This is a genomic window from Nitrosomonas limosa (assembly GCF_054188085.1).
Window position 1 is genome coordinate 2,643,280 of sequence record NZ_CM135180.1, and the last position, 24,567, is coordinate 2,667,846.

Annotated in this window: 20 protein-coding genes; 15 read left to right on the forward strand and 5 right to left on the reverse strand. The window is 52.4% G+C overall.

The window, feature by feature from the left end; all coding sequences use genetic code 11:
* Nucleotides 1-139: 139 nt before the first annotated feature.
* Both ACV7NC_RS12280 and ACV7NC_RS12285 read left to right on the forward strand, forming a co-directional pair.
* Nucleotides 140-2,944, forward strand: coding sequence for a CHASE domain-containing protein (locus ACV7NC_RS12280; RefSeq protein ID WP_458152869.1), 2,805 nt, complete (start codon nt 140-142; stop codon nt 2,942-2,944).
* Nucleotides 2,945-3,017: 73 nt separating this feature from the next.
* A complete protein-coding gene (locus ACV7NC_RS12285; RefSeq protein ID WP_458152870.1) occupies nt 3,018-3,881 on the forward strand; it encodes a hypothetical protein in 864 nt (287 codons plus the stop codon).
* Between the two features lie 84 nt (nt 3,882-3,965).
* On the opposite strand, the gene ACV7NC_RS12290 is transcribed toward ACV7NC_RS12285, so the two are convergent.
* From ACV7NC_RS12290 to ACV7NC_RS12305, 4 genes are all read right to left on the reverse strand, one after another.
* Nucleotides 3,966-4,559, reverse strand: a complete 594-nt coding sequence (locus tag ACV7NC_RS12290; protein ID WP_458152871.1) for a DUF882 domain-containing protein — start codon at nt 4,557-4,559, stop codon at nt 3,966-3,968.
* A 47-nt stretch (nt 4,560-4,606) separates the two neighbouring features.
* Entirely contained in the window at nt 4,607-6,241 is a 1,635-nt protein-coding gene (locus tag ACV7NC_RS12295; RefSeq protein WP_458152872.1) for a L,D-transpeptidase family protein, read from the reverse strand.
* A gap of 509 nt (nt 6,242-6,750) precedes the next feature.
* Nucleotides 6,751-7,620 (reverse strand): PEP-CTERM sorting domain-containing protein, encoded by an 870-nt coding sequence (locus ACV7NC_RS12300; protein WP_458152874.1) that lies wholly within the window; start codon nt 7,618-7,620, stop codon nt 6,751-6,753.
* Between the two features lie 506 nt (nt 7,621-8,126).
* A complete protein-coding gene (locus tag ACV7NC_RS12305) occupies nt 8,127-8,615 on the reverse strand; it encodes a hypothetical protein (RefSeq protein ID WP_458152875.1) in 489 nt (162 codons plus the stop codon).
* Here ACV7NC_RS12305 and ACV7NC_RS12310 point away from each other — a divergent pair.
* From ACV7NC_RS12310 to rpmE, 11 genes are all read left to right on the forward strand, one after another.
* Entirely contained in the window at nt 8,592-10,997 is a 2,406-nt protein-coding gene (locus ACV7NC_RS12310) for a hypothetical protein (RefSeq protein WP_458152876.1), read from the forward strand. The genes ACV7NC_RS12305 and ACV7NC_RS12310 overlap by 24 nt on opposite strands.
* Nucleotides 10,998-10,999: 2 nt before the next feature.
* A complete protein-coding gene (locus tag ACV7NC_RS12315) occupies nt 11,000-12,520 on the forward strand; it encodes a hypothetical protein (protein ID WP_458152877.1) in 1,521 nt (506 codons plus the stop codon).
* A gap of 103 nt (nt 12,521-12,623) precedes the next feature.
* Nucleotides 12,624-13,850 carry a YcjF family protein gene (locus tag ACV7NC_RS12320; protein WP_458152878.1) on the forward strand — a complete coding sequence of 409 codons (1,227 nt, stop codon included), beginning with the start codon at nt 12,624-12,626 and terminating at the stop codon, nt 13,848-13,850.
* Complete coding sequence (locus tag ACV7NC_RS12325; RefSeq protein ID WP_458152879.1) at nt 13,851-15,401, forward strand: GTPase family protein; 1,551 nt, start codon at nt 13,851-13,853, stop codon at nt 15,399-15,401.
* 22 nt (nt 15,402-15,423) lie between these two features.
* Nucleotides 15,424-16,185, forward strand: coding sequence for a DUF3750 domain-containing protein (locus tag ACV7NC_RS12330; RefSeq protein ID WP_458152880.1), 762 nt, complete (start codon nt 15,424-15,426; stop codon nt 16,183-16,185).
* Between the two features lie 76 nt (nt 16,186-16,261).
* On the forward strand, nt 16,262-17,275 hold the full coding sequence (locus ACV7NC_RS12335) for a Fe(3+) ABC transporter substrate-binding protein (protein WP_458152881.1): 1,014 nt from the start codon (nt 16,262-16,264) through the stop codon (nt 17,273-17,275).
* Between the two features lie 80 nt (nt 17,276-17,355).
* Entirely contained in the window at nt 17,356-18,978 is a 1,623-nt protein-coding gene (locus ACV7NC_RS12340; protein ID WP_458154930.1) for an ABC transporter permease, read from the forward strand.
* Between the two features lie 4 nt (nt 18,979-18,982).
* Nucleotides 18,983-20,038: an ABC transporter ATP-binding protein gene (locus ACV7NC_RS12345; protein WP_458152882.1), complete on the forward strand. Its 1,056-nt coding sequence runs from the start codon at nt 18,983-18,985 to the stop codon at nt 20,036-20,038.
* A gap of 228 nt (nt 20,039-20,266) precedes the next feature.
* Entirely contained in the window at nt 20,267-20,593 is a 327-nt protein-coding gene (trxA, locus tag ACV7NC_RS12350) for a thioredoxin TrxA (protein WP_458152883.1), read from the forward strand.
* A 143-nt stretch (nt 20,594-20,736) separates the two neighbouring features.
* Nucleotides 20,737-21,996, forward strand: a complete 1,260-nt coding sequence (rho, locus tag ACV7NC_RS12355) for a transcription termination factor Rho (protein ID WP_458152884.1) — start codon at nt 20,737-20,739, stop codon at nt 21,994-21,996.
* A gap of 96 nt (nt 21,997-22,092) precedes the next feature.
* Nucleotides 22,093-22,305 (forward strand): 50S ribosomal protein L31, encoded by a 213-nt coding sequence (gene rpmE, locus ACV7NC_RS12360; RefSeq protein WP_458152885.1) that lies wholly within the window; start codon nt 22,093-22,095, stop codon nt 22,303-22,305.
* 46 nt (nt 22,306-22,351) lie between these two features.
* On the opposite strand, the gene ACV7NC_RS12365 is transcribed toward rpmE, so the two are convergent.
* Nucleotides 22,352-22,660, reverse strand: a complete 309-nt coding sequence (locus ACV7NC_RS12365) for a cupin domain-containing protein (protein WP_458152886.1) — start codon at nt 22,658-22,660, stop codon at nt 22,352-22,354.
* Between the two features lie 97 nt (nt 22,661-22,757).
* Here ACV7NC_RS12365 and ACV7NC_RS12370 point away from each other — a divergent pair, with 97 nt between their 5' ends.
* Nucleotides 22,758-23,570, forward strand: coding sequence for an SDR family NAD(P)-dependent oxidoreductase (locus ACV7NC_RS12370; RefSeq protein WP_458152887.1), 813 nt, complete (start codon nt 22,758-22,760; stop codon nt 23,568-23,570).
* A 214-nt stretch (nt 23,571-23,784) separates the two neighbouring features.
* The gene (locus tag ACV7NC_RS12375) at nt 23,785-24,546 is read left to right on the forward strand and encodes a DUF5765 domain-containing protein (protein ID WP_458152888.1); all 762 of its coding nucleotides are present in this window, start codon (nt 23,785-23,787) and stop codon (nt 24,544-24,546) included.
* The last annotated feature ends 21 nt before the right edge of the window (nt 24,547-24,567 follow it).

Here is a 24,567-nt window from a genome sequence, read left to right on the forward strand (position 1 = left end):
ACCGTTTACTTCAAGATTGTATTTCCGAATATAATCGCATCGTTCGCAAGGCTTAGCTCGCTATCGATCATTTAATTCTCTTTTATAACAGAGTGTTATTTGCATGTTGGATTAGATCCAAACATCAATTGGAGCATCTTTGAAGATCATCCGGCACAATGCTTATGCAGCTACTGGTTATGCCCTACTGGGCTTCCTGGGATTGTTGCTCGCGATCCCGCCGGGCTATGCGAGTCCGGTGTTTCCAGCCGCAGGTTTGGCGCTTGCACTGACTCTGGTGTCGGGTTATCGCTCGCTACCGGGTATCTGGATTGGCTCGTTGGGGCTCAATACCTGGGTTGCTTGGAGTCAGAACGAACTCACAACCGACAGTGTTCTGATTGCCGCACTTTTAGGCGTGGGTGCATTGTTGCAAGCCGCGATCGGGGCTTGGCTGATTCGCAGATTCGTCAAAGATCGCTGGCAAATTTTGATGCGGGAACAAGAGATTTTCATTTTTTTCCTGCTGGGCGGTCCGTTGTCGTGCTTGATCTCAGCCAGTGTCGCGCATCTGACACTGTTTTTTTCTGGTGCTGTCAGTGCTACCGATATCTCCTGGTCATGGTGGAACTGGTGGGCTGGTGATACCTTCGGCGTGCTCGTCTTCGCACCGTTGTCACTGGCTTTCTTAGGCAATCAATCCTACTGGAAAACGCGAAAGGCGGTTATTGCACCCATTACGCTGATACTGGTGGTGTTGATCGGGACGGGGTTTGTTAATACCTCGAAACTCGAGAACCGGCAACAGCAAGCAGAAATTCAAAGCGCTGGGCAAAACATTGCTTTTCAGCTACAGGAGCGTTTCAACGCTTACAACGAAACGCTATCGGCGTTGCGGCGCTTGGCCGAGTTGAATCCGGATATGAGCTACCAGCAATTCGATTACTTTACGCAAGAAATATTGCAGGAATCTCAAGGTATTGCAGGATTAAGTTACAATTTTCTCGTACGCGACCAGGATCGGACGCGCTTCGAACAAGCTCAATCCGGAAATATTCCTGGGAAGCCGTTCCGGATAACCGAAATGGATGCACAGGGCGAGTTGACAATAGCAAGCAAGCGGCCGGAGCATATTGTTGTCACCTACATCACGCCGCTTAGCAGCAATCTAAGAGCGATCGGTTACGATATTTATTCCAATCCGGTTCGGGCAGAAGCCATTGATCGCGCCCGGCAATCCGGCCATCCGGCGGCGACCGGTCTCATCAATCTGGTGCAGGATCAACGGAATAAAGCCGGCATATTGGTGCTACACCCGGCTTACCGCCAGAACTTTGACCGGAATGAAACGGAGCATCCGCCGGAATTTTTCGGTTTTGTGGTAGGTGCATTGAAAATTCCCGATATGGTCAACTCTGCTGTTGGGAACCTTGCAACACCGGGCATTGTTTTTCAACTGCGGGATTCTGCCGCTCAACACGGCAATCAATTGTTGTTCAGTTCAGCGCCAGGAATTGCAACAGATGCCGATCTCGATTGGCGGACAACGTTGACGATGGCCGACCGTAACTGGGAACTAATTTTTTTTCCGGATGCAAAATGGCTGAGTGCGCACCGGCCATGGCAGGCATGGGCGCTGACTTTTGCCGGGTTGCTCGTGGCCAGCATGCTGCAGATGTTGATGTTAGTTACGACGGGCCGAACCATGCTGATTCAGGAAACCGTGGATGAGCAGACGGCGCAATTGCGTGCGAACAGTGAGGCGCTACAGCTGGCTAAGGTTGCGGCAGAATCGGCCAATTTAGCCAAGAGCCAGTTTCTGGCTACCATGTCGCATGAAATTCGAACGCCGCTGAATGGCATTCTGGGGATGGCCTACCTGCTCCAATTGCCGGACATCAAAGATAGCGAACGGTTGGATTATGCCCGGGTGATCGTAACATCCGGAAACAACTTGTTGGTCGTACTCAACGATATCCTTGATTTGTCGAAAATTGAAGCCGGGCAGATCAAGCTCGAGAGTCAAGTTTTTGACCCCGAACAACTGATGCTGGAAGCGGCGGCTCTATTTGCCGAAAATGCCAATGAGAAAGGACTGGCGCTCAATGTATCATGGCACGGAAAGCCTCGAATGCGCTACAGTTCCGACTCGGTCAGAATCAGCCAAATGCTGGCTAATCTGATTAACAACGCTATCAAGTTTACGCCGAAAGGTTTCGTGCGGATCGAAGCGCGCGAATTCGAGAGCCCGGCTGCGGAAACTTTTCTGGAATTTACCGTGACCGATAGCGGGATCGGTATTCCCGCCGACAAGCAAGATAGATTGTTCAAGCCTTTTTCCCAGGTGGATGCTTCGACAACCCGTCAATACGGCGGCACCGGTCTTGGTTTGTCGATCGTGCACAATTTGGCCAAATTGCTGGGAGGAAGCGTCGGTATCGAGAGTCAAGAAGGCAAAGGCACGAGAATATGGTTCCGGGTTCGTGCTAATCCGGCCAACGCCGGCGATGCCGGCAAACTGGCTACAGGCGACGCCATTACCGGAGAAATAGCGGTAAGAAAAGCTTCTCCGGAAGCCGGGTTGATTCTGGTAGCTGAGGATAATGCAATCAGCCGCACGGTCATCGTGGCTTTATTGGAGAAACAAGGATTCCGCTGCAAGGTGGTTGAGAATGGCGAAGAAGCGGTGAATGCGATCATGCAGGGAATGCAACCGGCGCTTCTGCTGATGGATTGCGAAATGCCGGTGATGAGTGGTTATCAAGCGACAGAAAAAATCCGCCAATGGGAGCGGGAGACCGGAAACGCCCGCCTGCCGATTATTGCGTTGACTGCAAATGCCTTTGAGGATAACCGTCAGCGCTGCTTTGCAGCAGGCATGGATGACTTTCTTTCCAAGCCCGTCAATATGAATCTGTTGGTGGCGATGCTAAACAAGTGGGACAATCGGCACGTCGGCAACTAGGCGCTGCGGGGTTGCTGCTTAAACGCCGAGCAAAAGCGTGACAGTCATCCCCCAGGCTGCTAGCATCTGAAACATGCTCTACAACGTCAATATTCCGGCAATGTCGGAATTAAACTGGTCATTGCTGGCGCCTTATGATTTTGTGATCACGGTGGCGCCGAAAGTGCGGCTGGAAATCGGCCGATTCTCGCTTGGTTTGCTGCCGCGCATCCGCTTGATCGCCAATCCCGCCGATGAGCGGGTGTTTTCCGCCGGCGCCTTTTGCGAAATTGCGCACGATGCAACCATCGTGATCGGCGGTGAACATCGCAACGAATCCTTGTTGAATTACACCTTCGGCGGTCCGGCGAATGTTTTCAAGCATTTCATGACGGAACAGGATTGGTCGCTGTGCACGGTCGCACCGGTCAAGCCGGTTCACATCGGCGACAATGTGGTGATATCGACCGGTGCAATTGTGGTCGGTGGGGCGCATGTCGGTTCCGGGTCAATCATCGGCGCCGGTGCGGTCGTAACCGGCCAGTGCGAGCCGCTGGGCATTTATGCCGGTGTACCGGCCCGGCGCTTACGCGATCGTTTTGATCAACGCATGGCCGATTTATATACACAAGTGCAGTTACCTCGCATCTCCGCCGAGGATGTCAGCAAATTGCCGGCGTTACTGGCTCGGCTGGCCAGCGGCGAGATGACGTTGGGCGAATATGCGAGCAGCATCCGGCTGTTGCAGGACAGGCCGAAGGTGCTGCTGGAAGGTTCGATCGGGCCGGGCAGCACGGTCAATCCGGTGAAAACCACCGGATATATCGTCGCCGGACAAACGATCGCCAACCCGGAGCTGGATGCGTATTTCGCTCAGATTTGGCGCAAACAGGGAGACAGCGTGCGCTGGAGTCCGGATATATTTACCGAACTGAAACTGACACCACAAACCAACTGATGAGCGCTATCTGAGCGTTCTATCCGCATTCGTTGCTGAAATTGATTGATTTGCTACGTAAAATCAAGCGGATACGCCATTACGCTACCAAAAGCGCACGCGTCCGGAATCCAAGTGGATAAAATTGGAAGAAGGGTAATAACCGACGCCGCCCATTTGCAATGACAATGCGGCGCTGCGCAGATCGGCCAGCTTACGGCCCGGCAGGCGGATATCGATGGCTTTACCTTGGGTATGCAAACTGTTTTTGGCGACACCGTCGCTGAGTTCGGCAAGTTTGGCGTTGGTGGCGGGGGAGCGGTAGGCGGAGATGACGTGAAATTCTTGGTTGGTTCTGAGGCGGTATTGCAATTGGTGCAGAAAATCGACTAAGTAGGGATCAATCGACATACGCTCATTGGTGCGATGGTCGCGCAACACATGATTGATCGCGCGTAATCCTTCCGGAACATAACGGCCATTCGCCCAAAAAGTTGCTCGGGTGCGTTCGCCGGTATGCAAATTCAGAAAGCTCAGCTTTTTCTCGTAAGGTTTTTTGATGGCGGCGTGCGCGGTGGAGGCCGTCATCGGCAGCGCCAGCATGGCGCAAGCGCCCAATCCCGCTTGAATCAACCGGCGGCGGCTTTGCACAGGTTCTGTTTCTGATAAATAAGCTTGCTCTAATAGTTTTCGTATCATCGTATTCTTTCTCCTGAAAAATCTGCGAATGTGTGCGAAAAAACAATTTACCAGCGAGCATAACGCAATGCGCGTAAATCACGGTCGTAAATATCGGGTGAAAAATGCACCATTTCGTGCTCATCAACCCAGGCGGTAATATACACTAAGAAGATGGGTAATGGCTTGGGTAAATGCACGGTTTTGGTGTTTTCACTGTCCAAATCGGCCATGAATTTTTCCGGAAGGCTTTGTTCTTTAAGTGCAAAAGCTGCCAGCTCCATTGGCTTTTCCAAACGGATGCAACCCGAACTGAAGGTGCGGATGTCTCGCTGGAACAGCGATTTCGACGGCGTATCGTGCAGATAAATGCTGAAAGAATTCGGAAACATGAACTTGATCCTGCCCAGCGCATTCTGTTTGCCGGGGTCTTGGCGCAGGAAATAGGGGAATCCGCCTTTCAGATCGTGCCAATCGATTGCATCCGGGTCAATCGGCTCGGCATTGCGGTTATTGCCGGGAAAAATCTTGAATCCGCCGTTGGAAAAGAAAGCCGGATCGCTTTTCTGCTTCGGCAGCAAATCCTTGGTGGCGATGCTGTGCGGCACATTCCAATAGGGATTCAGCACCATGTGCGACATCGCGCTGTTGAACGTAGGTGTCGAGCGGTAGTCGCGCCCGACGATGATGCGCATCGACAAGACTTCCTGATCCTGTTCCGCGGCGGTCAGCATGAATCCGGCGGTATTCACCAGCAAGTAGCGATCCCCCAGTTTCTTCGGCAACCAGCGCAAACGTTCCATGTTGATGCGCAACTGGCGGATTTTCCACGCCAGCGGCCGGTTCAATGCGCGCAAGGTGTTTTTGCCGATCACGCCGTCAGTATTGAGATTGTGCTGCGCTTGAAACGCTTTGACCGCGCTGACCAATTCCGCGTCGTAATGCTCGCTTTTCGAGGATTTAACCTGGAATCCGGCGATACCGTCGGCGTCGTATGCTTGCGCGATGCGTTGGCGGATCAACGGAATATGCGGATGCGTGTCGCCCGGATGGATTGATGCCGCATCCGGAATTTTCAGCCATTCAACTTGTGCTTCCGCCAGTTTGTGGTAGCGCGCCAAGGTTTGCTTCAATAACCGGTAATGCAGCTTGGTTGGCGGCAATTCGTCAAACGCCTGCGGCAACCGGTCGGATTGCACCGCAGTCTGCAAAAATCCCGCCGCGTCAAAGTCCGGCTGAGTGATATGCCAATCCGGGTCGGCTGCGGTCGCGGTCAACCGTCCGCGCGACACATCCCGCGCCAAAGTCAGTACCGCCTGCGTGACGCGCAGCTCCAATGCCACCGCCGCAGCATCCGATGGATCCGCCTGCTGCCGCAATTGCTGCAACTCCGGCAAACCGTAATCGCGGCTATCCAATCCCTCGTCATCGGCGCTGGCGATAAACGTCATCGTGGATTCGAGCAACGACGGCCCGGGATTATCCGTCAGCCAAACCGGTTGATAACCGCGCTGCGCGTAGAATTTTTGTAATTCGGCGGTTTCGGTTTTATTCAATCCCAGCGCTGCGGGGTTCGAAAGCTGTTGCTCAATAGCTTTGGCATCCACCCGCGCCGCGCGGGAAGTGGAGGCATCGAGCAGCAAAAAGGCACAGCAAAAGAATTGGATAAACCATAAAAAAGCGGCGGATTGGTCACGTCTCATGCGGAAATTCCTTGGTTGGAGCGGTTCTTGTTTGTGTTATGGCCGGGATTCTAGCATCAAAGACCGGCGGTTATGCGAGTAGCGGCTTTTCAGGTAGCAGTTTTGAACGGAATATAATTGTTGAATCTCTACGGTATAATCCTGAGAAACTGAATGAGGATGAAATCATGGAATTATCCGCGGTATTGACACCGGAACCGGAAGGCGACTATGTTGCTTTCAACCCCGAAACCGCATGGCTACGCAAGGGAGAGACTGTCTAAGAAGCTTATTAAGGGAAGTGCAAAAATTCTGTGTAAAAGGTATTTAGCAGGGAGCTGTTTAAATATTTTAGAACGCGGATTCAATTTTGGAGTGCAACGCCTAAGAGCTTTTCTAATACCCCGTGGTCTTGCCACGGGGTTGTTTATTCACTCGAGTATTGTTTGGTTTCTTGCTCATGTTTACGATCTCTTTACTGTTCATAACAGAGCTTGGTTACTTGTACAGTTTTGCGGCACCACTTCAAATCAGCTCGGTATATAACCCAGAAGCGGTACATCAGCCTGCAGATGCTTCCTAACGCGCCGGCGCGCCTGCCATGCAACCAGCAATCCGCCCACGAGCATCATAGCCCATGCCTCGGGTTCCGGCACTGGGGTGGCATATGCTTCAAACGTCAGGCTAGAACCCACTCTGCCAGATGCAATGCCCGGAAGTGTAAAGGGAGGAAAAATAGAAACAAGTGTTCCCCACGCATGCGTATCTACAAGAGCCGTAGCAGAGCCTGTGATATGAAATATTGTTCCACCTAAATAGTGCCCGGGGAGATGCACGGTATCGAGATAAATTGGATTCCTATCATCAAAACCTGTAGTGCCGTCTGGTAGAAGATTCGCTGTCCGTGTTTCTGATAGCTCTACTAGCGTTACGGGCGCGGAACCTTCTTCATTCATTTTAAGCTTGACTTCGTAATGGTCTGTCGCTTCACTCCTAAAAACTGTTTGAGCCCATAAATCATAATGATTTGGACCTTCCGTGCCAGGCACAAACTTAACCCACACATCGTTGTACGCAGAGCTATCGCCTCCCAGTTTCAGTGTTATGTCCCATGTCAGCGTAATACTGTTAGTTATTCGGCTTCCCGTAATTAGATCAAAAGAAAAATTATTTTTTACTTCAGCATCCGCAAGTATTTCACCATGGAAATAGGGTACTCCTTCCCAAAAATAAACATCAGTTTTTAATTCAGCAGATGTAGCAGAAGGATCTCCAATCCGATTAATCGAAGTAACAGGATCTCCAACTCTTTCCAATGGAGTCAGAGTCATTGCAGATGAAGTAGAAACAGATCCTATGAAGAACAAAGCAGTTATGAATAATTTCGGTTGGGTGTTCATTCTTTTTTCTCCTAAAAGTTAGGGAAACGCTGATTAATTCGGCGAACGAGATGAAGCACGAGGCGCACGGCGCACAGCAACCGAGACATATCAACAAGATAGGCGAGGGAGCGAGTACCGCGCAACGAAGTGATTCGCTCGTATAGTCAATTAATCAGCGTTTCCTTAGGTCAGTTGTGATCAAAAAATGAATTTACAAATATCGAATGCGATTTGAATTCCAAAGCATTTTTACCGTTCTAATCAATAACGAACGGCACTTCATATTGCCACAATAAATAGCTCATTGATATAGAATTTTGTTTATTTCTAAAAGCATTAAAGTAGGCGATAACTTTTTAGTTTAGAAAAATATTTTTTAGAAATAAAATTTTAAGCAAGTGCCACAATACAATAAGAAAAATAATTCAATGCTTTTGCATTTATATTTTGGTCAGCAAATCTGCCCTGCTAAAAAGGGCAAGTTTATGCCCTTCGTTTGACGCCCCTGCCACTTTCTCCTATAGTCACCAGTAGAGGTTCCTCTTCATCGCAATGACAATCGTCAACCATAAGGAGCGCCGGTCATGAGAAAAATCAGCGACTATTCCAGGTATCAGAATATCCTCCCCTACGACAGCGAAATTTTTGGTGTGTATCAGCCGATGATCGGGTGGAAATCGAAGCGCATTCAGCAGCGTATCGATAAGGGTTTCCGCGCGGATTTGCGCAAGGTGCGTGATCAGTTGTTCAAGGGCTATCGCGGCAATTTCGAGATGGCGTTGAATGAACGCGGCATGCTCGACAAGATTACGCGGCTGGACGCCGGCAGCAACGAGGTGCCGCGCAAGGGGGCGATGGGCAGTTTCGTGATCGAGAATCTGACGCGCGAGTTGCCGCCACTGGAGCGTTACGACGAGCGCATTTGGGACCGGTTGATCGACGAGGAACGCATCAAGACCACGTTGAACCGCGAGGTGATTCCGAACATCATGGAATGGTATCGCGGCGCGCAAGAGCCGCGCGCAAACAGTCGCGTGGAGCAGACCAACGCACTGGCAGCCGAGCAATTGCAACGCGAGTCGGCAGTGGCGGGCTATGTGCTGCACCTGAAGCAAACCAAGCAGTTTGAAGCGCTGAAACAGTTGTTCTACAAGCCGGGCAACCACTGGGCGAATTTGCAAAAGCTGCTGAGTTTCAAGGATCCGCTCGATTACATGGATCCGTTCAAGGATCTCGGCCGCGCCGGGCTGTCGCCGATCGGCATCGTGCATTTGTTCCGCCAGTATTTTTTCGAGTTCGATACCTTTCTCGGCCCGGCGGTTGGACATGTGTGGCTTAGTCCCGGCAGCAGCGTCGAGCTGGTCGAAGTCAGCACGCGCCGCACACTGGTTGAACGCACATTGGAAACCTCGCTGGAAACGGTGCTGAAGACCGAAAAATCGCTGACCGAGGAAGACGAATTGTCGCAAGCAGTGAAAGAGGATAACAAATCCGATACCAAATTCGGCATGAACGCCACCGCCAACCAAAGCTGGATCGGTGGCAGCGCCAGCGCTTCAGCGAGCATCGACATGGCCAGTACGCAATCAAAAGCGCGCGAAGTGACGCACAAGCACATGCGCCAGCAAACTGAGAAAATTTCCACCGAAATCCGCAAGAACTACAAATCCACCTTCCGCACCGTCACCGAAACCACCGATACGTCGAGCAAGCGTTACGTGCTGAACAATACCACCGCCGAGCTGCTCAATTACGAGATGCGCCGCAAAATGCGCCAGGTCGGGGTGCAAGTGCAGGATATCGGTACTTACTTATGCTGGCAAACGTATGTCGACGATCCGGGCCGGCAGTTAGGAATTTCCAAACTGGTGCATTTGGCCAAAGGGCCTGAAGTCGGCGAAACGCCGCCGCCGGAAGCGATTCCGATGCCGCAGGCGGTCACTACCGAATTGAGCATGGATATTCCATTCGTGCCGAAAACCGAAGACACCTTGCCGGAAGACGATATGGACGAAGTCTACGCCGAAGGCAAGGAAGTGAACCTGGATGACAACGAAGGCGAACCGGAGAAGGTTCAATGGCATTTCGGCGGCTTCAAAGCGCAATGCGATCAACCGGGTTACGAATACGGCGAGGATGGCTTCATCACCTTCGATTACGGTGGCAACGACATCCGCTTGCAGCTCGATGACGTCGACGAGGTCTCACCCGGTTCGATCCGCTTTTCGGTCAAGGTTAAGCACGTCAATTTCCGCAACGTGTCGCCGCTGCGCGTGATTGCCAAGATTACCTGGCAGCCGACCAAGAAACTGCGCGACGATGTCACTGCGCAGAACGATCAGAAAATCAACGAATTCAACGAAAAAACCCGCATGGAATTCGAGCAGGCATTCGTCGAAGCGGCGCGCGACCGCATCAACAAAATGTCGCGCATCGAATCGCGCAAGTACGAGGATTTGCGCGAGGAAGAGCGCATTGTGGTGTACCGCTGCCTGATTCAGGACATGCTGACCAAGGGTCTGCCGATGCCGGACGACCGCACGCGGCATGTGGTGTCGGAATTGCTCAATACGATTTTCGACATCGACAAAATGCTGTATTTCGTCGCGCCGGAATGGTGGCGTCCACGCTTGCATCAAAGCCATCAAGGCTTGGGCGGTATCCGCAAACCTTCTACGGTCGAACCCGTACCCGCTACTGCGAGCGGTTCGGTTTACACGCAGATCAAAGGCAAGCTGAGCAAGAATCTGGTGACGTCCGCTGCGATCAAAGCCGAAGATGCGCAAATCGCGGCGACCGACACCGTTACCTGGGGCGGGGCGCACGATAACCGCGTCGACAATTATTACATCACCGAAGAATCTGCGCCCGCCAAGCTCGGCGCGTCGCTCGGCTGGTTGCTGCAACTCGACGGCGACAACATGCGCAACGCGTTTTTGAATGCGCCGTGGGTCAAAGCGGTGATTCCGATCCGGCCCGGTCAGGAACGCGCGGCGATGAATTGGTTGCAACGCTTGCATGTCGAGGGTACCGATGGCCTGGACGACAATTACGTCGCGCCGCCGCAAGAACTCGCCAAAATCCCGCACAGCGGCCCGAACGTGACGATCCGCGACGCCATCAACCACTTGTGCGACGTGGTCGCGGAGAAACACGCCAAGTCGATGCAAGTGGGACGCTATCCCGGCGACGAGATCAACGACGATAACCGTGTCTCGGCTACTCCGGTCGACAAGGTCTACGAGCACGGCTTTTATCCGCTGCAGGGCGGCTTCCGCGCGTTGCAGGCGGGCGAGGATTTCGAAGTGTTCGATCAATGGGTGGAAGTGCTGCCGACCGATCAGGTTGTGCCGGTGCCGGTCGCGTACGATCCGAAAACCGGGCGGCAGTTGTAGGCATGGCGGATTTCGAGGTTCAACTGAGCGATCCGTCGTTCATTGAGCCGTCAGCGAAAGAAGCGGCATTCGGCTGGAAAAATAACGAAATCGTCGTGTCACGCGGCGCACAGGAATCGCGAGTGTTGAAACCGGATACCAACGGTGTGTGCAAATGGTCTAGTGACAACGCGGAACCGTGGCGCTTAACCGATATCCGCCGGCAGGTGCAAAATGTGTCGAGTGCCTGGCGCCTGCTGGATCAGGCTGCATTCACCCCTCGCGTCGAAGCAGGCACGCCAGTGCAAGCGGCGGTTTCGGCGCGAGCCCGGTTGTCACAGTGGACGGGATTGGCCAATTTTTCCAAGCGTGTCGCCTTGGCGCATAAAATCGACGGACAAGTCCCATCAGCCCAGCAATACGAGTCGTTTATGAACAAATTTTGCGCGGGACTGGACGATCTTTCGCTGATCGCGACGATCGGCCGCCGTGCTGACGGGTCGGTCGATTTGTCACCGGAATTGGCGGTGTTCGGTCACCAAGTGGGCAAGCAGGCTGGCACAGAACGGCGTTTTGTCGAACGCGTGCTGCGCAACCTGATTGAAGCCTGTCATGCATTGGGCATTCAGATCACCGCTGGTTACGAAGTGCGTGACGATGAAAAAAAACAAACGCAAGGTGATTTTGTATCGTTCATCACTTCACCGGATTCCGATATGACCGATCATGCCAATCGCATTCGCGATGTGCTCGATACCTGGGGTTTTGATGGTGTCGGTTTTGATATCGAAGTCAATGGGATTGGTCCGAGCGAAAAAAGCGACACTATGAAAAACTGGTTTAAGCAAGGCAAAACCATCAAGGATTGGGTTGCAGCCAGACCTACGTCATCCGATCCGGCGGCCAAGAAAGAGCAAGCGGCTGCGGATAATCTACAAAATCTGTATCGCACGCTGGGGCAGTTGTTGCTTCCAAAGAAACGGTTCGTGTCGTATGCGACGGCGGCGTTTGTCGATGCCAAATCCGGGAAATTCGAGGACGGGGTTTATATTTTCGGGCATACCCGGGTGCAGCCGCTCAGTCTAGCGGCAGGCCAGGCCAATGTGATCGCGCGCATCATGGCGTATGACGAAGGTGTTCAAGCGGGCAGTTATAAGGTTTCGAAAACAGCCACGGCGCAAGATGGATTGACGAAGCGTCACTTGCAAATTCTTCAATCGATCACTGCCGCCGGTATTCATCCCTCGACCGTGCAACTCGGAATCAAAATGGAAAGCTTGAAGGATCTGGGGATGAAAAGCGGTCACATGACAGTTGCGCAGGCGGTGGAGCGCTGCGCTCAATTAAGACGTTTTCGGACGGGCTTGATTACTTTTTCCGGCAGCGCCGGTTCACCCGCAGATGAGGTTGCCGCCTTCGCGCGTTATGACAAAGTGTTGAACGAGTCCGAATTTGACCGGCGGCATTTTCGGGGAGTGCCTTTCCAAGCGCCGCATCGGTGGTTTTTCCAGGTAGCCCCGGATAACCCAACATATTGGACCTGAAAAAGCCGGATTGCTGTTGCCATGGGGATTCCAATCAGCCATTGCCTTGATGCGATTGGCTGGCTGCTTCAATTTTTTGAGGCGAAGATGGTAAGATGGCTCAATGAAATGGGACGATTCAAAAAACTGGACGGGATACTGGGAGCAACTGCGGGCCGCTTTGCTCGAACCCAAAGTCGATCCGGCGTTGCTGGAGGCTTCGCTGCGCGATGCGCGCGCGAAGATGTCGGTGCCGGTGATTTGGTTGCTGGGTAAAACCCAGTCGGGCAAGACTTCGATCATTCGCGCGTTAACCGGCAGCGAAACCGCCGAGATCGGCAACGGCTTTCAGCCATGCACGCGCAGTTCGCGCTTTTATGATTTTCCTGCAGAAACCCCCATCGTTAAATTTCTCGATACGCCGGGTTTGGGCGTGGTGTCTTACGATCCAAGCGACGATATGCAATATTGCGAGGCACAGGCGCATTTGCTGGTGGCGGTGATGAAAGTGGCGGATCTCAATCAAGCCGCGATTTTTGACGTGTTGCATGCGATCCGCAAGCGTCACCCGGAATGGCCGGTGTTGCTGGTGCAAACCGGTCTGCATGATCTTTACCCGGACGGTTGCGAACACGTACAACCGTGGCCTTATGGTTCCGAACCGCTGCCGGAAACGATACCGCTGGATTTGCGCCGCGCGATCCAGGCGCAACGCGAAGCCTTGAAGCCGCTGCCGGGTTTCGGGGCCGTGAGCTGGGTGGCGGTTGATTTGACCTTGCCCGAGGATGGTTTCGAGCCGCCGGATTACGGTCTGGAAGCTTTGTGGCAAGCGATTGAAACGCTGACTTCGTTGGGATTGCAGCACCAACTGAGCGGCGAGAAAGATGTGCAGGATTTATACGCCCAGGCAGCGCATCCGCACATTGTCGGTTATGCACTGGCGGCTGCCGGATTGGGTGCGCTGCCGGTGGTCGATTTGGTTGCGGTATCGGCGGTGCAGGCGAAGCTGCTGCATAGTTTGGCGCAATTGTACGGACAACGCTGGGATCGCAGCACCGTCACCGAGTTTCTGGGCCTTGCGGGCGCCGGGATCGCGTCCAGTTATGTGGCGCGATGGCTCAGCCGGGCAGTGGTCAAGGTAATCCCGTTCTGGGGGCAAACGATCGGCGCGGTGTGGGGCGCGAGTTCCAGCGGCGCGACCACTTATGCATTGGGTAAAATCGCGATTTATTTTTTCGAACGGCGCAAGGATGGTTTGAACGTCGATGCCGATACCTTGCGCCGCATTTATGCCGAGGAACTGGAACGCGGCGCTGCCTTGCTGAAAAGCCGGTTACGGGGGCAATCCTAGATGAAGCCGGTGCTCGCGCGAATCGATCCGTTACGGTTGCTGGTATTCATTCTGATGCTATTGCCGCTACTGGCTTTGCTGGGCTTTGGCTTTTTCTGGTTGTGGCAAAGCGGTAACCTGCAATATTGGCTGATTGCGATGGTGATCTGCGGCGGCTTGGGTTATGGTTTGCAGCAATGGCTGGTGCGGCAGCAGCGGCAATTGCTGAATGCGCCCGTGACCGAGCCGAATCCGCAGTGGCCGCCGAGTGCGGATACGGTATGGCAGCGGGTGGAAGCGCTTGCCGAAACCTGTAATCCGCAGGATTGGCCGCTCGAGGAAGGTACTTGGATGCTGGCATTGGGACAGAAGACCTTAGAGACGGTCGCGCATTGCTATCATCCCGATGTCGAGAAGCCGCTGCTGGAGCTGACGATTCCGCACACCTTGCTGATCATCGAACGCGCGAGCCGCGATTTGCGCCGTGATTTCGCTGAAAAAATCCCGTTCAGCACGCGCCTGACCATTGGTGATTTTTTCCGGATTCAGCGCTGGAAAGCGAAAGCGGAAAGGATCGTCGACATCTATCGCGCCGGCAGCATTCTCATCAATCCGCTTAACGCATTGCTGGGCGAAGCGTGGCGGCATTTGCGCGAGCGCAGTTTCGATCAGGCCAGGGATGAGCTGCACCGTTGGCTGCTGCGCGCGTATGTGTGCAAGGTCGGCTATTACGCAATCGATTTGTATAGCGGCCGCTTGACGTTAACGGATGAAGCATTGATCGAATCAACCACGCCGGAATCCCAAACCGACCTGGAACAAGCGCAAGAAGCGGCGGCAACCGTGGAACCGCTGCGGATTTTGGTGCTCGGCAGAACGAACGCGGGCAAATCGAGCTTGATCAATGCGATGTTTGGTAATCTGGCAGCCACTACCGAGCCATTGCCCGACGGCAAGCAGACCTTTAAACCGTCTGTGCTGACGCGTGAGGGATTCACGCAGGCGTTGATTTTCGATAGCCCGGGATGCGATAGCGCCGGATTCGATCCGGCGAAAATGCTGGCAGCCGCAAGAAACGCCGACTTGATCTTGTGGGTCAGCGCGGCCAATCGCCCGGACCGGCAGAGCGAACGCGAATGCCTGGAGCAATTGCGATCGGCCCAAGCGGCGTGGACCGACCGGCGTTTGCCGCCATTACTGGTTGCCGCCAGTTTTATCGACCGCTTGCGTCCGGTGAATGAATGGCAGCCGCCGTATGATTTGATCCAGCCGTCCAATACCAAGGCATTGAATATCAACGCGGCGGTGCAAGCGATTGCCGCCGATCTGGCGGTGCCGGTTGAAAAGGTGATTCCGGTCTGTTTATTGAAAGGTAAAGTTTATAATGTCGACGATACCTTGTGGGCGGCGATCCTGAATCATCAGGACGAAGCGTTACGGGTGCGCATGATGCGTTGCATGGATGCCAGGAAACGCGCTGAGGATTGGGAATTGCTGCGGCGGCAAATGCTGGATGCCGGACGGTTTTTGCGGAATTTGCCAGAGATACTGGGGAAGCGCACCGGACTGTAAGACAGTTTAAGTCAATGATTGAATGAAACGGATCACTATCTTTTTTTCTATACTGCTGACACTGGGGGTGGTGCTGATTGCAGCGACGCCGCACCGTGCGCAGGCGCAATACTGGTGGAATGCTAGCCGCGAACCAGCCGGTATCGCGCCGGATCCGGCCACAACGCCGGAAGCGGTCGTGCAAGTGTATGGCGCACGCGCATTCAGCTGGCGTGGCTATTTGGGGATTCATACCTGGATTGCGGTGAAACCCACTGCGGCGCAGTCGTTTACGATTTATGAGGTGATCGGCTGGATGCGGCGCCGCAAATTGCCGGTTCTGGTGATTTATGACAATGTGCCGGACCGGCGCTGGTACGGCAATATGCCCGAACTGCTGCTGGATAAGCGCGGCGAAGGCGTGGACGCGCTGATCGCAAGAATCGACGAAGCGGCGCGCAATTATCCGTATTCTAAGAATTACACGATCTGGCCGGGACCGAATTCCAATACTTTTACCGCCTGGGTTTCCCGCGCTGTGCCGGAATTGCAGTTGGACTTACCGCCGACGGCGATCGGCAAAGATTACCTCGGCTACCGGATTTTTGGGCAAGCACCCAGCGGCAGCGGTTTCCAGGTTTCGTTATTCGGTTTGATGGGGGTATTGGCCAGTGAAGTCGAAGGCATCGAATTCAATTTTCTCGGGTTGTCTTTCGGTGTCGATTTGGATCCGCTCGCGGTCAAGTTGCCGCTGGTCGGACGCAAGGAACTCAACGGTTGGTTTCAACCGGTGGCGGATAATTGATAATTATTCTTATCCATACTATAGTACCGGCCATAGGTTAATCCGGTTTTTCAACATTTTTGCTTGGAAGTTTTTCATGTCACGTTTTATTAAATGCCATTTCTTGGCTGCGTTTTTTTTCCTGTTTACGTTCGTTGCTATTCAACCGGTTCATGCGGAAGAAGTGGTCGTTTATTCCGCGCGTATCGAACAACTCATAAAACCGATGTTCGATGCGTTTACCAAGGAAACCGGCATCAAAGTCAAATACACGACCGACAATGAAGGCGCGCTGCTGGCGCGGCTCGAAGCCGAAGGAAAAAACACGCCGGCTGATATGCTGATCACCGCCGATGCCGGAAATCTTTGGGCGGCAGCGCAGGCGGGGCTGTTGAAACCGGTCAAGTCGGATGTGCTAGAGAGCAATATCTCGGCGCATTTACGTGATCCAGCCAATGAATGGTTCGGTTTGTCGATCCGGGCGCGGACGCTGATTTACAACACCAAGAAAGTGAAACCGGAAGAACTATCGACTTACGAAGATTTGGCCGATCCCAAATGGCGCAATCGTTTATGTTTGCGCACTTCAAAGAAAGTTTATAACCAGTCGCTGGTGGCGATGATGATCGCCGAACATGGCGAAGCCAAGACCGAAGCAATCGTGAAAGGCTGGGTGGCGAATCTGGCCACCGATCCTTTATCCGACGATACCCGTGCATTGGAATTCGTGGCCGCCGGAAAATGCGATGTGACGATCGTCAATACCTATTATTTTGGCCGGTTGATGAGCAAGGATCCCAAGCTGCCGCTGGCGGTTTTCTGGCCGAATCAGAATGACGGCGGCGTGCATGTCAACATCTCCGGCGCCGGTGTCACGCGTCACGGCCGTAACGAAGCCGCCGCGATCAAGCTGCTGGAATTTTTATCGTCGGATAAAGCGCAAAACCTTTTTGCTGACGTGAACATGGAATATCCGGTTAATCCGAAGATTGCAGCGGATCCGTTTGTCGCATCATGGGGCAGTTTCAAACAGAATCCGATGAATCTGGCGAAAGCGGGTGAGTTACAAACGGCTGCCGTAAAGCTGATGGATCGCGCGGGCTATCGCTAAACGAGCGGTAATTCATCGCGTTATCAGCCAATTGCAGCGTGTTCAAGCATAATGCTCTTTCTGGTGAAAAACTGTCCGCGCTGTCTCCTCGTTATCGGTTCTTAACATTCTGGCGCTTGGTGCCTTTTATCGCAGCCGCGCTGGTGTTGGCGCCGGTTGCTGTAGTAGTGTCGTCATTGCTGGCGCCTGCCGGCGACATCTGGCGGCATCTGCTTGAAACCACGCTTCCGGATATATTAATCAATACCTTTTGGCTCGCCGCGGGGGTTATCTGCGGCACCGCGGTGGTCGGTATCGGGTTGGCCTGGTTTATCTCGGTCTATGAATTTCCCGGGCGGCGGTTCTTCGCTTGGGCATTGTTGTTACCGATGGCCATGCCGGCCTATGTGACAGCCTTTGTCGCATTGGGTTTGTTTGATTTTACCGGACCGGTGCAAACGACTTTGCGCGCATGGCTGGATTCTGATTTGCCGTGGTTTCCGGAAATACGCGGCAGAGCGGGCGTGATCCTGGTCATGACATTGGCTTTTTATCCCTATGTCTATTTGCTGGCGAAAAATGCTTTCTTAAGTCAGGGTAAGCGTTCGCTGGAAGTCGCTCAATCGCTGGGTTTAAACAAAGTGCAGGGCTTTTTCAAAGTGGCGTTGCCGATGGCGCGTCCTTGGATTGCCGGCGGCTTGATGTTGGTGCTAATGGAAACACTGGCGGATTTTGGCACGGTAGCCGTGTTTAATTACAATACTTTCACCACCGCTATTTACAAAGCATGGTTTAGCATGTTTTCCTTGCAAGCGGCTTCGCAACTTGCTTCCTTGTTAATTATTATCGTCTTTGTGGTGATTGTGCTGGAACAGCAATTCCGCGCGCGCATGCGTTACGCAGAATCCAAACGAAGTGCACGTGCGCAGCGCATCACCTTAAGCGGATGGCAGGGGGGATTGGTGAGCGGATCCATGTTCAGTGTGCTGTTTCTGGCTTTTTTGCTGCCGGTCATGCAGTTAAGCTATTGGGCGGCCGATTCGTTTGCGCATGATTATGATTTTGCCCGCTATCTGGATTTTCTATGGCATTCGCTGTCGTTGTCCGGCATGGCGGCATTGTTGATTTGTGCGATGGTGATTGCGATGGTCTATGCGGCGCGGCGATACCCGGATGCCGCGACCAAAAATGCCGTGCGCATCGCGACCATCGGCTATGCATTACCCGGCGCGGTTCTCGCAATCGGTGTTTATCTACCGTTGACGTGGCTGGATGCGCGACTCAGCGAACTGGCGCTGAACTGGTTTCAGATGGATACCGGCCAGATCTTGCAAGGCACGCTGGTTGCAATGCTGATCGCCTATTTGATCCGTTTCATGGCGGTCAGCCATTATCCGATTGATAGCGCAATGCAGCGGATAACGCCGAGTATCGACGAAGCGGCGATGAGTTTGGGCGTGCATGGTTGGACTATGATCCAGAAAGTGCACGCGCCGATCTTAAAACCGGGCATTTTTACCGCGGCTGCCTTAGTGTTTGTCGATGTCATGAAGGAGATGCCGATCACGCTGATGACCCGTCCGTTCGGGTGGGATACGCTGGCGGTCCGCATTTACGAAATGACTTCCGAAGGACAGTGGGATCAAGCGGCTTTGCCTGCCGTCACCCTGGTATTGGCGGGATTGATACCGATTTTCTTATTGATGCGCCAAACTGAAAAGTAATTGTATGGGTAACGTTCTGTTGCAACTGAAAAATATCCGCCAGGCCTATGGTTCGCAGGTCGTTATTCATGATTTGTCGCTGACCCTGGAGCAAGGACAAATCGGTTGCTTACTGGGTCCGAGCGGGTGCGGAAAAACCACGGCGTTGCGCTGTATCGCCGGATTTGAGCCGGTATCGGCGGGAGAAATTTTGCTGAATGGCGTGTGCGTCAGTGATCCCAAGCGTCAGGTGCCGCCGGAACGCAGGCGGATCGGGATGGTTTTTCAAGATTATGCGTTGTTTCCGCATCTCGACGTCGCTGCAAATATCGGTTTTGGCCTGCATCGGTTAACCAAAAACGAACGCGAACAGCGTGTTGAAGAGTTGCTGCATGTTGTTCATCTCGCGTCCGTTGCGAAAAAATATCCGCATGAGCTTTCGGGCGGCCAGCAACAGCGCGTGGCGCTGGCGCGGGCGTTAGCGCCCAAACCGGCGTTATTGTTGTTAGACGAGCCTTTTTCCAATCTCGATGTCAGCTTGCGCGAACGCTTGAGCATGGAAGTTCGCGAGATTCTGAAGCATCAGAAAATAACCGCAATTCTGGTAACGCATGATCAAGCCGAAGCCTTTGCAATCGCAGATGAGATCGGCGTTATGAACCACGGCGCAATGCAGCAATGGGATACTGCTTTTAATTTATACCATCACCCCGCCAACCGGTTTGTTGCTGATTTTATCGGGCAAGGGGTCTTTGTGACCGGCACTGTGAAAAATCCCCAGCAAGTTGAGATCGAACTCGGGGTGATTAATGGTGAAGTTCCGCGCCACTGTGTAACAGGCGATGTCGTCGAGGTCTTGCTAAGACCGGATGATATCGTTCACGATGATGCCAGTCCGTTACAGGCAACCATCATCAGCAAGGCGTTTCGGGGCGCGGAGATTTTGTATGCCTTGCGTCTTGCCGGGGGTGAGCGGATTCTGGCGTTGGTTCCCAGCCATCACAATCATCTGGTTGGTGAGAAAATTGGCATCAAACTTGAAACGCATCATTTGGTAGTTTTTCCGCAATCGTTGCCGTGACGATCAGCGGTTTTGTCATCGGTGTTGACAATTTTCGTATATTTGACTCCCGGATTGAATTTTTAGGGGGAGTGCCACTTCCCTTTTTGCAGGTTTTTCTATAGCATTGCCAATTCGTATTAATACCTTTCTTTTACAGCTTTTTTCCAAGCGATCAAGTAAACCCATCTCAGCGATAATACTGAGGTAACTATTCCTGAAACTAATAATTTAATAAAAGAGGATTTTATGAGTCAGCATATTCATTATGTAACCGATGCAAATTTCGAAGCGGAAGTGTTGCAGTCGACAGTTCCCGTTTTAGTGGATTATTGGGCCGAGTGGTGCGGTCCATGCAAGATGATCGCCCCGATTCTTGACGAAATCGCGAATGAATACGGCGATCGCTTGAAAGTTGCGAAACTCAATATTGATGAAAATCAGTCGACACCGCCTAAATATGGCATTCGCGGAATTCCGACACTGATGTTGTTCAAGAATGGCAATATTGAAGCGACAAAAGTGGGAGCGCTCTCTAAATCGCAGTTAACCGCGTTTATTGACAGCCACATTTAACCCACTGACCCTGTTGAATAATGAGTCTTGTGGACTAACTTTGATGTAGGCCACGGTCGTAATTAATACTTTCCCGTCTGTCATAGCTTTCCTCCCGGCACTTTAATCTTTTAATACGTAAACCCCCTTTTCCGAGCCCATCCATGCGCTTATCTGATCTTAAAAATTTACATGTCACCGAATTAGTAAAAATGGCTATCGAAAACGAAATTGACGGAGCCAACCGAATGCGAAAGCAGGACTTGATTTTCGCATTGCTAAAGAATCAGGCTAAAAAGGGTGAAAATATCTATGGACATGGGACTTTGGAGGTGCTCCAGGATGGCTTCGGGTTTTTACGTTCCCCGGACACTTCGTATCTTGCCGGTCCTGACGACATTTATATTTCTCCAAGTCAGATCCGCCGGTTTAATTTGCATACCGGTGATTCGATCGACGGAGAGATCCGTCCGCCCAAAGACGGCGAGCGTTATTTTGCGCTGGTCAAGGTGGATAAAGTCAATAACGAACCACCGGAAAACTCCAAGCAAAAAATTCTATTTGAAAATCTAACGCCGCTTTTCCCGGATGAACGGTTGATGCTGGAACGCGATATCAAAGCCGAAGAAAATATTACTGGCCGGATCATTGATTTGATCGCGCCGATCGGTAAAGGCCAGCGCGGTTTGCTGGTTGCTAGTCCCAAGTCCGGTAAAACCGTGATGCTGCAGCACATTGCGCATGCCATCGCGGCCAATTACCCGGATGTGATCCTGATCGTGCTGCTGATTGACGAGCGTCCCGAGGAAGTGACCGACATGATCCGCTCCGTCAGAGGCGAAGTGATTTCATCGACATTCGATGAAGCTGCGACACGGCATGTGCAGGTTGCTGAGATGGTGATCGAGAAAGCCAAACGCCTGGTCGAGCATAAAAAAGACGTAGTAATCTTACTCGATTCGATTACCCGTTTGGCGCGCGCGTATAACACGGTGGTACCGGCTTCCGGCAAAGTATTGACCGGCGGTGTCGATGCCAATGCCTTGCAACGGCCCAAACGCTTTTTCGGTGCGGCCCGTAATGTTGAGGAAGGCGGCTCGCTGACTATTATCGCCACCGCGCTGATCGATACCGGCTCGCGCATGGACGATGTGATTTATGAAGAATTCAAAGGCACCGGTAATATGGAAATCCATTTGGACCGGCGCATGGCCGAGAAGCGCATTTATCCGGCGATTAACGTGAATCGCTCCGGCACTCGCCGCGAAGAGTTGTTGATTCCCCCCGAAGTGCTGCAAAAAATATGGGTATTGCGCAAATTGCTGCACCCAATGGATGATATGGATGCAATGTCGTTTTTGCTCGATAAAATCAAGGCAACCAAGAACAATTCGGATTTTTTTGATTCCATGCGGCGGGTATAGGTTTGGATCACGGCAGTTGCGCCGGCATCCGTAATAAAGGATAATACACAACTTTTTAATTTTCCCTTTTGGGATCAGTCATTGAGGAAGCAGTAAATGAAAGCAGAAATTCACCCAGACTACCAGGAGATTACCGTTACTTGCAGTTGCGGCAATGTGTTTAAAACGCGTTCGACCATGAACAAGGCTTTAAGTATCGAAGTATGTTCGCAATGTCATCCGTTTTATACCGGAAAACAGAAAATTGTGGATACTGCCGGCCGGGTTGAAAAATTCCGCCAAAAATACGGTTATTTGTCGAGCAAGTAATTTTTGATTCAGCTTAAGCCGGATCGGCTGAAGATACCTGATCGGCTTAATAATGAATCGCCAGCCAAATCGTTTCCTGATCGGGATCCGTCCAAGAAACCCGATGTTTTTTATGAGAGGGGATATTGATGAAATCGCCCTCTCCAAGCTGTACCGACGTTTGATCGTCGAACGATAGTACCGCTTGTCCTTTCAGAACCATGACCCATTCGTGTTGCGCCTGATCGTACCAAGGCGATTGCTGGCCTTTTGATACGATGCGCTCGATCTTGATCGAATTGCTTTCGACCAATGTCTCAAAAACTTCGCCGGATAAATCGCGCGGAATCGCTGAAAAAATGTTTTGCAGTGGCATAAAATACTCGCAGGATTGCTGAATTAACAAGCATTGGTTTATTGTATCCCGGATTTCCCGGGAAGATCGATAACCTGCATTGTGAAAAAGGACTGATATGCAACGAATTGCATTGGTGACTGGCGCATCGAGCGGAATCGGCAAAGCTACGGCTTGCTTGCTGGCGCAGCATGGTTTTTATGTGTTTGCGATGGCGCGCCGGGAACATCGGCTGGAGCAAATCCGTTCGGATAATATCGAGCCGCTTCCGCTCGATGTTACCGATATCGCAGCGGTCAACGCGGCGGTGGCGCATGTCATCTCGACCAAAGGCCGCATCGATGTGCTCGTCAATAATGCCGGTTACGGTCAACTAGGCACGCTCGAATGCGTCTCGATGGAAGACGCGCATCGTCAGTTCGAAGTGAACGTGTTCGGTTACGCGCATTTCATCCAAGCCGTCTTGCCGTATATGCGCGAACAGCGGTCGGGCTGCATCGTCAACATTTCCTCGATTCTCGGAAAAATCGCACTGCCGGGTTTCGGCTGGTATGCCGCGTCGAAACACGCGGTCGAAGCCTTATCGGAATCGCTGCGCGGTGAAGTCAAAGCGTTGGGAATCGATGTCGTTGTCATCGCACCCGGTCTGATTAAAACCGAATTCGCCGAGAAGGAATTCGCGTTGCTCGAGACTGTTACACATCCCCCGGTGTATCGCAATATCATCGATGGTTTGCATCGGCTGCTCGCTGGAGGGCCACAAGCACCCGGTCCGGAAATCATTGCCAGAGCAATTCTGAAAGCAGTGAACCGGTCGATCCGGCCCGTCCGGCACGCATTGCCGTGGGATTCGAAAACCGCTGTGATTTCCCGCTGGTTGTTAGGCGCGCGGCTGTTTGCCTGGGCGGTGCGAAAGCAGATGAGGATTTAAGGAAACACCGGTCGTTATTTGAAGCTGCGGCTGTCTATTTAAAAGGCAGCCATGTACAATAGGCCGCAATGCCCTTGTAAATCCTGTCCTACCGAGACCCAATTTCTTTCAAGTTAACGGTTATTGAGTGAACAGACTGTTGACGTTTCATTGAAACCCTTCGATAAGTCCAAAAATCTGCCAGGCGCATATTCAATAATTCTAGAGAGGTTATATGTGCTGGAGTGGAGAAGCGTCGGCGGTGTTAGCAGTGGCCGGCATTGCGAGTACCGCATATTTTTACCGGAAAGGCGAATCCGGCGTATTATGCGCCGCGCTGGCGTACTTTTCGTTGATGGAATTGCTGCAAGCGTACACTTATACGGTGATCGATCAATGCCAGGACCCAAGAAATCAGATTGCGACTTTTCTGGGATATATGCATATCGCGTTCCAGCCCTTTTTTGTCAATGCAGTCGCGATGCATTTCATCCCAGAAAACTTGCGCCGCCGCATCGCACCGGCGGTTTACACATTGTGCGCTGCTGCTGCGATCATTTTCATGATGCGGATTTATCCGTTCGATTGGGTCGTTTACTGTTATGAACGAAACTACACCATGACATTCTTCACCAACGCAAAATTCACCATGCCTTTCTGTGGTGAGCAGATTTGTTCGACCTCCGGCGATTGGCATATCGCCTGGGCCATTCCCGCCAACGGCAATGTCTTTATGGGAAATGTTTACGGTTATGCCGCTTTTGTGCTGCCATTGCTGTACGGATCCTGGAAAATGGTGAGTTATCACTTCCTGTCGGGACCGTTGCTGGCATACATGACCACTAACGACTTGAACGAAGGGGTGGCGGTCTGGTGTCTGTACTCCATCGGATTGCTGTTACTGATGATTAAAACCCCGGTGCGGCGATATCTGTATGTTAAAAGCTGGTACGGATTGCCGCTGCCGAAATTTCTGCGAGATCCCTCGAAAACTTGAATGTCAAGCGAGCGCAAGCCT